Origin of the sequence: Rhizobium zaerense, assembly GCF_051810725.1 — a bacterium.
In the GTDB taxonomy this organism is placed as follows: Bacteria; Pseudomonadota; Alphaproteobacteria; order Rhizobiales; family Rhizobiaceae; genus Rhizobium; species Rhizobium leguminosarum_I.
Window position 1 is genome coordinate 4,298,894 of record NZ_CM132690.1, and the last position, 14,242, is coordinate 4,313,135.

General features: G+C 61.7%; 12 protein-coding genes. 9 read left to right on the forward strand and 3 right to left on the reverse strand.

Going from position 1 to position 14,242, the window contains the following annotated elements:
• The first annotated feature begins 122 nt into the window (after positions 1–122).
• The 4 genes from thrC to ACS4RR_RS21465 are packed head-to-tail and all read left to right on the forward strand — an operon-like array spanning position 123 to position 6,402.
• On the forward strand, positions 123–1,547 hold the full coding sequence (gene thrC, locus ACS4RR_RS21450; protein ID WP_260110297.1) for a threonine synthase: 1,425 nt from the start codon (positions 123–125) through the stop codon (positions 1,545–1,547).
• A 3-nt stretch (positions 1,548–1,550) separates the two neighbouring features.
• Positions 1,551–2,849: a M16 family metallopeptidase gene (locus ACS4RR_RS21455; protein WP_017963152.1), complete on the forward strand. Its 1,299-nt coding sequence runs from the start codon at positions 1,551–1,553 to the stop codon at positions 2,847–2,849.
• Positions 2,850–2,878: 29 nt separating this feature from the next.
• Complete coding sequence (locus ACS4RR_RS21460) at positions 2,879–3,493, forward strand: GNAT family N-acetyltransferase (protein WP_017963151.1); 615 nt, start codon at positions 2,879–2,881, stop codon at positions 3,491–3,493.
• Complete coding sequence (locus ACS4RR_RS21465) at positions 3,490–6,402, forward strand: EAL domain-containing protein (protein WP_456189364.1); 2,913 nt, start codon at positions 3,490–3,492, stop codon at positions 6,400–6,402. The genes ACS4RR_RS21460 and ACS4RR_RS21465 overlap by 4 nt, the downstream gene beginning before the upstream one ends.
• A gap of 126 nt (positions 6,403–6,528) precedes the next feature.
• Here the strand turns inward: ACS4RR_RS21465 and ACS4RR_RS21470 are convergent, their stop codons facing one another.
• A complete protein-coding gene (locus ACS4RR_RS21470) occupies positions 6,529–7,155 on the reverse strand; it encodes a class I SAM-dependent methyltransferase (RefSeq protein WP_222387134.1) in 627 nt (208 codons plus the stop codon).
• Between the two features lie 492 nt (positions 7,156–7,647).
• Between ACS4RR_RS21470 and ACS4RR_RS21475 the strand changes: the two genes are divergently transcribed.
• The 4 genes from ACS4RR_RS21475 to ACS4RR_RS21490 all read left to right on the forward strand — a co-directional run bounded on the left by ACS4RR_RS21475 (position 7,648) and on the right by ACS4RR_RS21490 (position 11,256).
• Positions 7,648–8,475, forward strand: coding sequence for a transporter substrate-binding domain-containing protein (locus ACS4RR_RS21475; RefSeq protein WP_170258447.1), 828 nt, complete (start codon positions 7,648–7,650; stop codon positions 8,473–8,475).
• A 59-nt stretch (positions 8,476–8,534) separates the two neighbouring features.
• On the forward strand, positions 8,535–9,815 hold the full coding sequence (locus tag ACS4RR_RS21480) for an NAD(P)/FAD-dependent oxidoreductase (protein ID WP_260110296.1): 1,281 nt from the start codon (positions 8,535–8,537) through the stop codon (positions 9,813–9,815).
• Between the two features lie 17 nt (positions 9,816–9,832).
• Positions 9,833–10,804, forward strand: coding sequence for an amino acid ABC transporter permease (locus ACS4RR_RS21485; protein ID WP_260110295.1), 972 nt, complete (start codon positions 9,833–9,835; stop codon positions 10,802–10,804).
• A 62-nt stretch (positions 10,805–10,866) separates the two neighbouring features.
• Positions 10,867–11,256 carry a DMT family transporter gene (locus ACS4RR_RS21490; protein WP_170258450.1) on the forward strand — a complete coding sequence of 130 codons (390 nt, stop codon included), beginning with the start codon at positions 10,867–10,869 and terminating at the stop codon, positions 11,254–11,256.
• A gap of 38 nt (positions 11,257–11,294) precedes the next feature.
• On the opposite strand, the gene ACS4RR_RS21495 is transcribed toward ACS4RR_RS21490, so the two are convergent.
• A complete protein-coding gene (locus tag ACS4RR_RS21495; RefSeq protein WP_260110294.1) occupies positions 11,295–12,110 on the reverse strand; it encodes a PfkB family carbohydrate kinase in 816 nt (271 codons plus the stop codon).
• Between the two features lie 66 nt (positions 12,111–12,176).
• Positions 12,177–13,190 carry an SIS domain-containing protein gene (locus ACS4RR_RS21500; RefSeq protein ID WP_260110293.1) on the reverse strand — a complete coding sequence of 338 codons (1,014 nt, stop codon included), beginning with the start codon at positions 13,188–13,190 and terminating at the stop codon, positions 12,177–12,179.
• Positions 13,191–13,406: 216 nt separating this feature from the next.
• Here ACS4RR_RS21500 and ACS4RR_RS21505 point away from each other — a divergent pair, with 216 nt between their 5' ends.
• Complete coding sequence (locus tag ACS4RR_RS21505) at positions 13,407–14,138, forward strand: GntR family transcriptional regulator (protein WP_017963143.1); 732 nt, start codon at positions 13,407–13,409, stop codon at positions 14,136–14,138.
• The last annotated feature ends 104 nt before the right edge of the window (positions 14,139–14,242 follow it).

The window sequence follows — 14,242 nt, forward strand, 5'->3', positions numbered from 1 at the left end:
GGATGCGGGCAACCTCAACAGCATATCCGCGATGCCATGCCTGCAGGGCGGCCTCTTTTCGATTTCCAGCGGACCGGGCCACGGCGGCGCCCGGCCGGATTTCCTTCAGCGATAGATCAAGGATGACGAACGTGGACTATATCTCGACCCGCGGCGAGGCCCCTTCCCTCGGCTTTTGCGACGCCCTGCTGACGGGGCTGGCGCGCGATGGCGGGCTCTACGTTCCGCGCAAATGGCCGAGCTTTTCGAAGAAGGAGATCCGCGCGCTGCGCGGCAAGTCTTATCAGGAAATCGCCTTCACCATCCTGTCGCCCTTCACCAACGGCGAAATCCCCGACGACACCTTCCGGGCGATGATCGACGAGGCCTACGGCACCTTCCGCCATCCGGCAATCGCGCCGCTCGTCCAGACCGGGCCGAACAGCTTCGTCATGGAGCTGTTCCACGGCACGACGCTCGCCTTCAAGGACGTGGCGATGCAATTGCTCGCCCGGCTGATGGACTATGCGCTCGAGAAGCGCGGCGAGCGCGCGACGATCGTCGGCGCCACCTCGGGCGACACCGGCGGGGCGGCGATCGACGCTTTCGCCGGCCGCGAGCGCACCGACATCTTCATCCTCTTCCCGCATGGCAAGGTCTCGCCGGTGCAGCAGCGGCAGATGACGACCTCTTCGTCGCCGAACGTGCATGCGCTTGCCGTCGAGGGCAATTTCGACGATTGCCAGAACCTCGTGAAGGCGATGTTCAACGACGTGGCCTTCCGCGACAGGGTTCGGCTTTCCGGCGTCAACTCGATCAATTGGGCGCGCATCATGGCCCAGATCGTCTATTATTTCACGGCGGCGGTGGCGCTCGGCGGCCCCGACCGGAAGATCTCGTTCACGGTGCCCACCGGCAATTTCGGCGATATATTCGCCGGCTACTGCGCCAAGCGCATGGGCCTGCCGATCGACCGGCTGGTGATCGCCACCAATGAAAACGACATCCTGGCGCGGATGCTGAAGACCGGTCGTTACGACATGAAAGCGGTCAAGGCGACGAGTTCGCCATCGATGGACATCCAGATCTCCTCGAACTTCGAACGGCTGCTGTTCGAAGCCTATGACCGCGACGCCTCGAAGGTGCGCGCGGCAATGGAAAGCCTCAAGCAATCCAACGGCTTCGAGATCGGTGCGCAAGCGCTGAAGGCGATCCGCCGCGACTTCCGCGCCGGGCGCGCCAGCGAGAAGCAAGTGGCCGAGACGATCCGCCAGACCCACGCCGAGACCGGCTATCTGCTGGATCCGCATTCGGCGATCGGCGTCTTCGTCGCTGCCAAGAAAGAAAAGCCGAATACGCCGATGGTGACGCTTTCGACCGCGCATCCGGCGAAATTCCCCGCCGCCGTAAAATCCGCCTGCGGTATTGACCCGACGCTTCCGACGTGGCTTGCTGATCTGATGCACAGGGAGGAGCGTTTCCAGATCATCAAACCGGAGCTGAAAGCCGTTGAGACTTTTATCGGCCAGCATGCCCGCGGCGAGACGACAGCAGGCGCAGAAAGATAGCCAATGACAGTTGAGTGCACCCGGCTGAAATCCGGGCTGACAGTAGTCACAGAGACCATGCCGCATCTTGAAAGCGTTGCGCTCGGAGTCTGGATCAAATCGGGATCGCGTAACGAGACGGACAACGAGCACGGCATCGCTCACCTGCTCGAACACATGGCCTTCAAGGGCACGGCGCGCCGCACGGCCCGCCAGATTGCCGAGGAGATCGAGGATGTCGGCGGCGAAGTCAATGCCGCGACCTCGACCGAGACGACCTCCTATTATGCCCGCGTGCTCAAGGACTACGTGCCGCTCGCCGTCGATATCCTCGCCGACATTCTGACGGAATCGGCCTTCGAGGAAGAGGAGCTGGAGCGCGAGAAGCAGGTGATCCTGCAGGAGATCAACGCCGCCAACGACACGCCCGACGACGTGGTGTTCGACCGGTTCTCCGAGGCCGCCTATCGCGACCAGACGCTCGGCCGGGCGATCCTCGGCACGCCGGAGACCGTCGTCTCCTTCACGCCGCAGCAGATCCGTGGCTATCTCGGCCGCAACTATACGACCGACCGCATGTTCGTGGTCGCCACCGGCGCCGTCGAACATGAAGAATTCCTGCGCATGGTCGAGGATCGCTTCGCCAGCCTGCCGACGACCCCTTCCGCCCCGCCGGTCATGGAACCGGCGCGTTATATCGGCGGCAGCGTGCGCGAACCGCGCGACCTGATGGACGCGCAAATCCTGCTCGGCTTCGAAGGCAAGCCCTATCACGCCCGCGATTTCTACTGCTCGCAGATCCTCGCCAATATCCTTGGCGGCGGCATGTCCTCCAGGCTCTTCCAGGAGGTGCGCGAGTTCCGCGGCCTCTGTTATTCGGTCTATGCCTTCCACTGGGGCTTTTCCGACACCGGCATCTTCGGCATTCATGCCGCGACCGGCGGCGAAAACCTGCCGGAGCTGGTGCCCGTCATCATCGATGAGCTGCACAAATCGGCCGATGCGATCCATCAGAAGGAAATCGAGCGCGCCCGCGCCCAGATCCGCGCCCAGCTGTTGATGGGTGCGGAAAGCCCGGCTGCCCGCGCCGGCCAGATCGCCAGGCAGATGATGCTTTACGGCCGGCCGATCTCCAATCCGGAGATGATGGAGCGGCTGGAAGGTATCACCATCGAACGGCTGACCGATCTCGCCGGCCGGCTGTTCTATGATACGGTGCCGACGCTTTCGGCGATCGGTCCACTGGAACAGCTCGCCCCGATGGAAGACATCACTGCCTCGCTTTCGGTCCCGGCGTCGAAGACGCTGCAGGCAAGCCGCTGAGCCGACGTCCGTCCTGCCGGGAGTGATCGATGCCAAAATCGGTTTTTCGGTTCCTGCAGCGGCAGCCGGAAGCGGTGCAGCTGGAGAACGACAGATATCTCCTGCGCCTGCCGCGCTACCAGGATTTCAACCAGTGGCACCGGTTGCGCGCCGACAGCCGCAAATTCCTGGAACCCTGGGAGCCGACCTGGCGGCGCGACGAGCTGACGGAGGGCGCATATCGTGCACGCGTCGTCCGCGGCAAGCAGGAATATGCCTCGGGCCAGGCGGTGCCGCTGTTCATTTTCCTCAAAGACGACATGACGCTCGTCGGCGGCGTCACCATCGGCTACATCAGAAGGGGTGCGGCACAAAGCTGCATGATCGGCTACTGGATGGGCGAACGTCATGCCGGCCAGGGGCATATGTTTGCCGCTCTTCAAATGGTTATTCCTTACATCTTCACCGGGCTTGAGTTGCACCGTATCGAAGCAGCCTGTATTCCAGATAACGCGCGCAGCATCCGTCTGCTTGAAAAAGCCGGGTTTCAACAGGAAGGCTATCTGCGCGGATATTTGAAGATCAACGGTCAGTGGCACGACCATGTGATGTTTTCACGTCTCGCCACCGATACGGATAAAGGCAGGAAAACCGACAGCCGATGACAAGAGACCGCATGCTGCCCAAGTCACCGTCCGGACAAGTGATCGCGGTGATCGCAGCCCTTTTCCTGGCGGCATTCGCCTTCATGGCGGGCGTTGCCCAGGCGGCCGAACCGGTAAAAATTTCCCGTGACGATACCGCGCTCGATCTGACGGCGACGACCGAGATCTACGCCAACCAGGGCGAGGCCTTCCAGGTTTCGACGGCCGCCGGCGCCGACGGCATCCGCCGCCGCATCGAGGTCAGGGCGAGCTCGGAGAACCATCAGGGCGACTGGGCGGTGTTTGCGCTTGCCAACGTTTCGGAAGAACAGCTCGAGCGCGTCATCGTCGCGCCGCATTTCCGTCTGGTCAATTCCAAGCTGTTCTGGCCGGATCTCGGCTCGCAGCGCATCAGCGCGATTACGCCCAGCGAAGGTTTTGCGCTCGATCGGCAGCCGAGCGACGAGGCCGACGTCTTCCGCATCACGCTGAACCCCGGCGCCGTCATCACCTTCGTCGCCGAACTGTCGACGCCGGAGCTGCCGCAGATCTATCTCTGGGAACCGAACGCCTACAAGGACACGATCAACGCCTTCACGCTCTATCGCGGCATCGTGCTCGGCATTGCCGGCCTGCTCGCGGTGTTCCTGACGATCCTCTTCGTCGTCAAGGGCACCTCGATGCTGCCGGCGACGGCAGCCCTTGCCTGGGCGGTGCTCGGTTATATCTGCGTCGATTTCGGTTTTCTCGGCAAGCTGATCAGCGTCGCCTCGGCCGACCAGCGAATATGGCGCGCCTGCGCGGAGGTGGCGCTGGCCTCGAGTTTCGTCATCTTCCTCTTCACCTATCTCAACCTCAACCGCTGGCATGCGCATCTCGGCTACGCCACGCTTGCCTGGGTGCTCGGCCTTGCCCTGCTCTTTGGCGTCGCGATCTACGATCCGTCGATCGCCGCCGGCATCGCCCGGCTTTCCTTCGCGTTGACGGCCGCGACGGGACTGCTCTTGATCATCTATCTCGGCTTCAACCGCTACGACCGCGCCATTCTGCTGGTGCCTGCTTGGGCGCTGACGCTCGTCTGGCTGTTCGGGGCGTGGCTGACGGTTACCGGACGGCTCGACAACGACATCATCCAGCCGGCGCTCGGCGGCGGCCTCGTGCTGATCGTGCTTTTGATCGGCTTCACCGTCATGCAGCACGCTTTTGCCGGCGGCGCCTTCCAGCAGGGGCTGTTTTCCGATCTCGAGCGGCAATCGCTGGCGCTGACCGGCTCCGGCGACATGGTATGGGATTGGGACGTGGCGCGCGACCGCGTCGTCACCATTCCCGACGTGTCCGTCAAGCTCGGCCTGTCTCCCGGCGCCATGCATGGCGCGGCGCGCAACTGGCTGCCGCGGCTGCATCCCGACGACCGCGACCGCTTCCGCGCCACACTCGACGTGCTGCTCGAACACCGGCGCGGGCGGCTGAATCACGAGTTCCGCATCCGCGCCGAGGACGGGCATTTCCACTGGCTGTTGATCCGCGCCCGGCCGGTGCTCGGCTCGAACGGCGAGATCATCCGCTGCGTCGGCACGATCGTTGACGTGACCGAGCAGAAGAATTCCGTCGAGCGGCTGCTGCATGATGCGCTGCACGACAATCTGACCGGCCTGCCGAACCGGCAGGTCTTCCTCGACCGGCTGCAGTCGGTGCTGGCGCTGGCGCCGGGCGGCGAGACGCTCAGGCCGACGGTGATGGTGATCGATATCGACCGCTACAAGCTGGTCAATGATCTGCTCGGCGTCGCCGCCGGTGACAACATCCTCATCGCGCTGACGCGCCGCCTGCGCCGGCTGTTGAAACCGCAGGACACGCTGGCCCGGCTTGCCGGCGACCAGTTCGGCCTCATCCTGGTTTCCGAGCACAATCCGGCCAAGGTCGCCGATTTTGCCGATGCGATCAGCAAGGCGATCATGGTGCCGATCAACTTCGCCAATCGCGAGATCATCCTGACGGCCTCGGTCGGGCTTGCCTCATGGGTCGACCGGCAGGAGAGCGCCACCGGCCTACTCAGCGATGCGGAGCTTGCGATGTACCGGGCAAAACGGGCCGGCGGCAACCGCGTCGAGCCGTTCCAGCCGGCCTTCCGCGACTTCGGCACCGACCGGCTGCAGCTGGAAACGGATCTGCGCCGCGCCATCGAGCGCAAGGAATTGTCGATGGTCTACCAGCCGATCGCAAGGCTGGAGGATGTCGAGGTCGCCGGCTTCGAGGCGCTGATGCGCTGGGAACATCCCAAACGCGGCAATATCCCGCCATCCGAATTCATCCCGATCGCCGAGGCCTCCGATCTTATCGGCCCGCTCGGCATGTTCGCGCTGGAACAGGCGACCAACGATCTGATGAGCTGGCAGCACCAGACCGGCGAACTGCCGATCTTCGTCTCGATCAACCTGTCGAGCGTGCAACTGCTCAACAACGAACTCTATGACGACGTGCGTTCGGTTCTCGCCAAGACGCATTGCCAGCCCTCGCGCCTCAAGCTCGAACTGACGGAATCCATGGTGATGGAAAATCCGGAACAGGCCCGCCTCGTGCTGCAGAAGCTGAAGGAGGCCGGCATCGGCCTGGCGCTCGACGATTTCGGCACCGGATATTCGTCGCTCGCCTATCTCACGCGCTTCCCCTTCGACACGATCAAGCTCGACAAGACTTTGGTGCGCGACAGCAGCGACAAGAAGGCGATCGTGCTCAGATCGGTGATATCGATGGCACGCGAACTTGAGATGAAGGTGGTGGCGGAAGGGATCGAATCCAACGAGGATGCGATCGAACTCGCCAAGATGGGCTGCAACTACGGCCAGAGCTACCTTTTCGGCCCGCCGATCCCTTCGGAATCGGTGCTGCGGCTGCTGCGCGACCGGTTTCCGCTGACGAAACGGGCGTGACCCGGCAGGTCTCGTCGGTTTTCCGGTAGCAACCAAAGGCGGGCTTCGACCGGAGGCGGACATTGCGGTGACCACCTGGCGTTCATAGTCGCGCCACAACCGGCCATTCCCGCAAGTTCTGGTGCGTCACGCCCGGCTCGCCCGAACAGTCAGCCACCGATCATGGGGCCTTCCGACGCACCGACGTACCTCGCTGACGATCCAGCCGGCGTCTGTGAGTGCGGACCGCAGGGCAGGCTCGCGCCAGTACGTCTCGACGTAGCGCCGGGGCGCTGCAGCACTGCCGTGTGTGGACACATCCTCGCCTTCGCCCTCTCTAACCGAGGCATGCAACCGGCCACCGATCCGGGTCGCCTCGGCAATCCGCCCAAGCACCGTGCCGAAATCCTCGCGCGCGACATGAATCAGGCAGGCACAGGCCCAGATCCCGTCATACGGCGTGCCGGGACGCTGCGGGTCGGCCAAGTCGTCGATCAGCGGGTCCAACAGGTCGGCTTCGAAGCCACTTTCGCGAAGCAGTTCGACGAAACCCTTTGCAATGTCGGTGCGCCGGACGCTCATTCCGCGCTTCTCAAGCTCAAGTGCATCTCGCCCGCCACCGCTTCCGATCTCCAGCACCCTGCCCGAGCCGCCTAGCTCGGTCACGAACGCATCGATCTCTGTCGCGACCCATTCGGGCATCGCCGCGGCCTCGGCAGCGTACTCCGCCGCGACCCTATCATAGAACCGCACGGTATCCAGGTCGGTGCTCATCCTAGCGCTCCTCCTTCAAGACAAGAGGCTTGATGAGCAAGAGGCCCATCAGCCCGTTGCGCCCTTCACACTTCGGCAGTTGGTGATATCGCGGGCGATTTGCTTCCGAGCTTTAGCAGATATGCAGGTCAGAGACACCGCCGACCGCCTTCGGCCCGCGGCGGAGATATGTTCGTTGTTGAAGGATGCGGCTGCTTTGCGCCCTTATCGGTCGTTGACGTTTTCTGGGCTTTTACCGAAAGCAGACCATCGTCGATCCTCGAACGCGATGTTCCGTCGCAATTTCTAAGCACGGCGTTTCTTCCCTCCTGTCAGCCAGCCCCTGGCGATCGCCGACGTAACGCTTCTCGTGAAATGTACGGTGGGCAAGCGCGTGCAATACTGCTTGGCGTATCAATGGGGCGGAGTGGCTATTGACAGCGCCATAACATTCCTTTCATCTATGTTGTAAGACATCTTACATACTTCATGTGATGGAAAGGGAGGATTTCGATGAGGAGACTTTTGACATGGCTGGCACTTGGTGCGGCCGCAATGACGCTTTCGACGCAGGCTCAAGCTGGGGCGACGCTCGATCGGGTGATGGAAAAGAAGGCAATGGTCGTCGCCACCAACAGTGGTTGGCCGCCGCAGAGCTATCTTGACGACAGCAACCAAATGGTCGGTTTCGATATCGATGTTTCCCGCGAGATCGCCAAGCGTCTTGGCGTCGAAATTAGCTTCGAAACGCCGGATTGGGCGACGCTCACCGGCGGTCGGTGGCAGGGCCGCTACGATCTCGGCGTCGGCTCAGTGACACCGACCAAACCGCGTGCGCAAGTGATCGATTTCGTCGGCGTCTATTACTACAGCCCCTATGTCTATGTCGTGCACAAGGACAATACCGCCAAGACCGTCACCGACCTCAACGGCAAGGTGATCGGCGTCGAGACCGCGACGACCTCGGAGGATTTCATCAATCGCCGCCTGGAGATAGACGCGCCGGGCGTTCCACCGATCGAGTACAAGCTGGAGCCCGGTGAAGTGCGCACGTTCGCCGATTCCATGCTGCCCTTCGATGACCTTCGCCTCGGTGACGGCGTTCGCCTGTCCGCCGTTATCGCGCCGGAACAGACGGCCAGGAACGCGATCAAGAACGGCTATCCGGTCCGCGTTCTCGAAGGCGAGTATGCCTTCCGCGAGCCGCTCGTCGTGATCGCCGAAAAGGTCGACCCGGACTGGACCGCGAAGGTCGGCGACATCATCGCCGAGATGAAGAAGGATGGCACGCTCGCCAAGCTGACCACCAAGTGGTACGGCAAGGACTATAGCGCAGATTGATTTGCGGCGTCGCACGGGCGGTTTTGCCCGCCCGTGCCTTCCATTTCGAAGAGCATGCAATGTCCTACCCCGATACGTATTACAAGAGAACCATTGCCGAAGATCGGTCGCGGTCTTCCCTCTCTGGGCCGGAGGATTGCGACGCGGTCGTGATCGGCGCAGGGCTGGCTGGTCTGACAACTGCGCTGCAACTCGTCCGCGCCGGCCAGAAAGCGGTCGTGCTGGAAGCCGAGATCGTGGGCTTCGGCGCGTCCGGCCGCAACGGTGGTTTCGTAGCCCCCGGCTTCGCCACCGGCAGCGATGACATCGCCCGGACGGCGGGCAAGGATGCCGCCAAAAAGCTCTTCCATCTCTCGACGGAGGGTGTCGAATTCATCCGCGACACCATCCGCGATCTCAATATCGAGAGTGCAGCGCCGCAGCCCGGCATCACCAGTGTGTTGCGCCATGATGATGCCGCGTCGCTCAAGACCTACCGCGAGCAGTTGCTCAAAGACTACGACTACGAACTTGACTATCTCGACACCGAGCAGGTGCGGGCGATGCTGAAGTCGCAACGATATTTTCAGGCGCTCCGCAATCCCAAAGCCTTTCACATGCATCCACTGAATTATCTCCGCGCCATCGCCGCCGAAATCGAACGGCTCGGCGGCAAGATCTTCGAGGGTTCGGCAGCGATTTCGACCAGCCTTTCAGGCGCGGAGAAACGCGTGCGCACCGCCAATGGCGAAGTCCGAGCCCGGCACATGGTCTTCACGACAGGCGGCTACACCGGCAGCCTGGAGCCGCGGCTCCAGCGCGCTTTCCTGCCGATCGCGACCTATGTGATGGTCAGCGAGGAGGCGCCTGATCTGATCGCCAATGCGATCGCGACCGGCGATGCGGTCGGCGACAACCGCCGCGCCGGCGATTACTACCGGCTTGTGGACAATGGAAAACGCATCCTCTGGGGCGGCCGGATCACCACACGCGCGGCCTCCACGGCCGGCGTCGTTGCTGAACTCCGCCGCGAGATGACCGGCACCTATCCGCAGCTCTCCGGCCTCAAGACAGAACTCGCCTGGTCGGGCCTGATGTCCTATGCCCGCCACCTGATGCCACAGATTGGCGAGGTCAAGCCCGGCGTCTGGCACTGCACGGCCTTTGGCGGCCACGGGCTCAACACCACCGCGATCGGCGGCAAACTCGTGGCCGAGGCCATACTCGGCCAGGGCGATCGTTACAAGCTGTTTGCGCCATTCGGCCTGGTCTGGGCTGGAGGCGTCGCCGGCCTTGCCGTGGCGCAGCTCACCTACTGGAAACTTCAAGCACAGGACTGGTGGCGCGAACGCACTGCCTGAACCAAGGGACGCAGCGCATGCTGGCTCGACTCATTCTCACCTATCCTGATGCCATGAGGCGCCTCGGCGTGGCGCTGATTATCCTGGTGATTACGCTCGGCCTGTTCCAGCTTGGCGTCAGTTCGCATTGGCTCGGGTATATGCTGCCGTCGAGCGCGCCATGGGTGACCGATAATCCGCTCGTCAGCCGCTTTGTGTCCTCATTGCTGATCGCCTTGATTCTCGCAGCCAATTGGACGCTGCTGCGGCTCCTACCGCGCCGCTGGCAGATCATCGGCGTGTGGGTCGAACTCTTCGTCCTGCTAATGCTCTTCTTCTATTCGTTCAATCTTTCCTTCGCCTTCATCGCGAAGAAAATCGGCTTCCTCATCACCCAGGGAGTCACAACGACGCTATTCATTTCGGCGATCTCAATCGCGGTCGCCACTGTAATCGCACTGGCTGGCGCTATTGCCAAGCTCTCGCGCAACGGCGTGATCTATGGGCTTGCGACCTTTTACACTTCGCTCTTTCGCGGCCTGCCGCTGCTCATGCAGATCTACATCATTTATCTCGGCCTGCCGCAGGTCGGCTATGTCATCGGCGCGATACCGGCGGGCATCCTTGCCCTGTCGCTCTGCTATGGCGCCTATATGACCGAGATTTTCCGCGCCGGCATTGAAAGCATCGACAGGGGCCAGTCGGAAGCGGCGACCGCGCTCGGTCTCAAGCCCGGCCAGACCATGGCCTTGGTGATTCTGCCACAAGCCATGCGCATCATCATCCCGCCGACCGGCAACCAGTTTATTGCCATGCTGAAGGATTCCTCGCTCGTGTCGGTCGTTGGGGTATGGGAGATCATGTATCTCGCCCGCACCCAGGGACAGACCGAGTTCCGCCATATTGAAATGCTGATCACCGCTTCCATGATCTATTGGCTGCTTTCAATCGGGCTGGAATATACCCAATCCCGCATCGAAGAGCGGTTCGGCCGTTTCAATGTCCGCTGAGACCTCCTTCATCAGGACACTCCAATAGGCGTGCCGCCGGTATCGCCGTTCTTGCCTTGCCGGTGGCGCTGCGACCCGGCACCGCCGAATTCAATATCGGCCACGTCGCCGCCTTCGTCTCGACGGTCGTCTTCGCACATTCGCTGCTATTGTTGCGACGCGCCAAGGCTGCGGAAAGCGATAAAGCACTGATTGCGACCCTGCTGGTGGTCATGACCCCCTTGAGCCTCCTGACAGCGCTCAGCAGCACCGGCCTCTCGGCCATGGATTTCAACCATACGGGCATTGTTGTTATCGCCGGCATTTTGGGTCTTGCCGGCCACGTGCTACTGGTGCGGGCCTTCCGTGCCGGCGAGGCATCGGTCGTGGCGCCGTTTCAGTACAGGCAGATCATCTGGGGCTGCCTCCTTTTGCGGCACCGGTCGATCCCTACACGATCGCTGGCGCGCTGATCATCATTCTGTTCGGCTGGCTGGTACTCCAATAGGTATCACAGCGCCGTCGGCTTCTGTGGAAAGCCGCCGACATGGCTGCAGGTGAGCGCTGCCCGGTCTCGTCCAGCCTTGACCGCGTCCTGCAACGATCCACCGCCAACATGCACGGACAGAAATCCCGCGATGAAGCTGTCGCCGGCGCCGGTGGTGTCTACGACCTCGACCTGCATGATGCCCGTCTCTGCCCGCTCTTCAAGCGTCGCCGCCACCGACCCCTTCGCGCCCCGCGTAACCACTGCGACCCGAACACCGGCGGAAAGAAAGCGGTCGATCATCGCTTCGACCGCCGTGTCGTCCTCGCCCGCCGAGCCAAAGGCAATCGTCAGGCCCTCAATGCCGAGATTGGCCGGGCCGGCGTTGACGGAGACATCCTGCGAGACACTGACACCGGCTGCAGCGAGCGTGTGTCTCAGAGCACCGCCATCATCCAGCCAACCTATATGGACGTGGTCCATGGTCTTCAGCGCGGCGATATCTTCTTCCGATGGCCGGTAGCCAGCGCAGACGCCGAAATCCTCAAACAGAAACACGCGCTCGCCCGACGGCAGGACCTCGATGTCCGTATGGGCAGTCTTGCCTAGCCGTTCCTGCATATGCGCAACAGCAACGCCATTCTCGATCAGGGCAGTTCGCGTCCGCCGGCCATCGAGATCAGGGCCGACGGCTCCGAGATAGAATGCCTCATGGCCAAGCGTCGCGAGATGTACTGCGACATTTACCGCATTGCCGCCAACAAGTGCCTCGCCGATCGACGGCGACAGGAACTTGTCGATGCAATTGTCGCCAACCGCTGCAACGCGAAGTCTCTTCATACAGCTCATCCCCGACAATGCCGCGCCTGCCTCTAGGAGCATTCGCGGCGCGCTGTCAAACTCGCGTCAATAGTTGACCCGCTTATAGTAGCGTCGCGTGGTCAGCGGATGATTTCGCATGACTTCGAGATGCGCGCTGATGCGTTCGAGCACCGTGGCGAGCAACGCTGGCGAGACCAGCCCGCGGACCTCGGGTGAAATGCCGGGCAGCGCAAATTCGGCCGTATCGAGCACGGTCAACCGGTCGGTATATTCAGGTGCGAAATTCTCCACCCGGTCGGCCAGTGGACGCAAGGCATCCTCGCCCTTGAACAGGATGACGGAAACGCCCTCCTCGACCAGTTCCAGCGTGCCGTGGAAGAAATCGGATGCATGCACCGGCCGAGTACGGATCCACTGCATCTCCTCGAGAATGCACATGCCGTAATAGAAGGCTTGCGGCCAGACATTCCCGGCACCGGTGATGATGTGATATTCGGCTCCGGCAAGCACCCTCGCAAAAGCCTCGGCCTTCGGCTCATAAGCGCGCTTCACTTCGAGCAGTAGCGCCGGCAACCTGTCGAGTTCACCCGCGATCTGATTGTAGTTCTCGATCTCCCCGCGATGGCGCATGATCGAAAGCGCGATGAACAGCGATTGCAGATAGAAGGATTCGCAGGACGTATCGTCCTCGGCGAAGTTCACGAAGACATGATCGCCACCTTTGCCGATCGGCGTTTCCTCATGGCCGACCAGAGTGATCACCATAGCGCCGGCTTCCTTCGCCTTGGCGAGGAGTGCCACGCTTTCCCTCGTCGTGCCCGACAGCGAGGGTATGACGACGATCGATTTGCCATTCAGGTTTGCCGATCCGGTCAGGACCAGCTCGGCCGGTATGTCGAAAAAGACCGGAAACCGCGACTGGCGTAGCAGCAATTGGGCTGCCGGCTGCATCAGGATCGCAGCGCCGCCCGTTCCGAGGAAATGGATGTTTTCGGCACCGGCGGCCAGGCAATCGGCGATCACCCGGTCCAACCGTTCGCGCAGGGCCACCGCGCCGGACTGGATGCGGAGAAACCTCTGTTCGTCAAAATTCAGCATGCAAGCCTCCGTTCGCGATAGTGTCAGCGACTAACACCGACAATGTTGTAAGACAACTGACATCTTGATTTAGATGTGTCAATAACTCGACTGTGAATTTGCACTGGCTTTAGCAATACCCTTGGTTAATGCGACGCTGTCGGGGCACCAGAAATTTGTTGACCACGCTGCCAATGTCAGACAAGCACATTCAGGACGGTAGAGAGGATTGCGGTCTTGGACGAGCCCTTGCGTGACAAACAGACCCTTGTGATCAAGCTGCGCGACAGGATCCTGGATCTCATCCGCGACGCGAGCCTGAAGCCCGGTGACAAGCTGCCAACCGAGGCCGAACTTACCCAGCGCTTCAGGATTTCCCGCCCCGTCGTCCGCGAGGCTCTCAAACTCCTCGAACAAGACAACCTGATTTATGCCGAACATGGCCGCGGCCGCTTCGTTTCGCCGATGTCCGCGGTGCAAGTCGATCGGCCGATTACGGTGTTCGAGAGCGTGACCGACATGGTCCGGCACTATGGCTATGAGATAGTCAACAAGGTGCTGTCCATTGCCGAAGAAGCGCCGGATGAGCTCGTCGCAAGGCAATTGCAGATGCGGGTCTCGGATCGCGTGATCCGCATCGAACGCCTGCGGCTCCAGCGCGATGAGCCGATCATGTACTGCGTCGATTACGTGCCGCGCAGCCTCATTTCCGCTCGTCTCTACGACATCGACTGGAGCGGTTCGCTGCTCGCGCTGCTCGAGGAGCACAAGAACAAGCCACGAATGTCGGCAGCGAGCGTATCCGCCGTCGTGCTGCCGAACGACGTTGTCGAGCGCAACGATCTAAGGGACTTCGGCCCGGCTCTCCTGATCACCGAAACCTGCTTCAATGCTGCCGGCATACCGGTGATCTACGCGATTGATTATCACCGAGGCAGCCACTTCTCGTTCAGCCTGGCGAGAAAATAAGGTTCAACGCAAAGTTTGAAGTGCAGGTTAAGAGACATCCTACTCAAAACGGTATGGGATTTTGTGACGATAGCTGCTCAAGACCTTGGCGCCGAGGACCGAAG

What these genes read in the sequence shown, in the direction of transcription:
- ACS4RR_RS21475 (WP_170258447.1), top strand. Translation starts at nt 7,648, where the DNA reads ATGAGGAGACTTTTGACATGGCTGGCACTTGGTGCGGCCGCAATGACG.
- ACS4RR_RS21465 (WP_456189364.1), top strand. Translation starts at nt 3,490, where the DNA reads ATGACAAGAGACCGCATGCTGCCCAAGTCACCGTCCGGACAAGTGATC.
- ACS4RR_RS21460 (WP_017963151.1), top strand. Translation starts at nt 2,879, where the DNA reads ATGCCAAAATCGGTTTTTCGGTTCCTGCAGCGGCAGCCGGAAGCGGTG.
- ACS4RR_RS21470 (WP_222387134.1), bottom strand. Translation starts at nt 7,155, where the DNA reads ATGAGCACCGACCTGGATACCGTGCGGTTCTATGATAGGGTCGCGGCG.
- ACS4RR_RS21455 (WP_017963152.1), top strand. Translation starts at nt 1,551, where the DNA reads ATGACAGTTGAGTGCACCCGGCTGAAATCCGGGCTGACAGTAGTCACA.
- thrC (WP_260110297.1), top strand. Translation starts at nt 123, where the DNA reads ATGACGAACGTGGACTATATCTCGACCCGCGGCGAGGCCCCTTCCCTC.
- ACS4RR_RS21495 (WP_260110294.1), bottom strand. Translation starts at nt 12,110, where the DNA reads ATGAAGAGACTTCGCGTTGCAGCGGTTGGCGACAATTGCATCGACAAG.
- ACS4RR_RS21480 (WP_260110296.1), top strand. Translation starts at nt 8,535, where the DNA reads ATGTCCTACCCCGATACGTATTACAAGAGAACCATTGCCGAAGATCGG.
- ACS4RR_RS21500 (WP_260110293.1), bottom strand. Translation starts at nt 13,190, where the DNA reads ATGCTGAATTTTGACGAACAGAGGTTTCTCCGCATCCAGTCCGGCGCG.
- ACS4RR_RS21485 (WP_260110295.1), top strand. Translation starts at nt 9,833, where the DNA reads ATGCTGGCTCGACTCATTCTCACCTATCCTGATGCCATGAGGCGCCTC.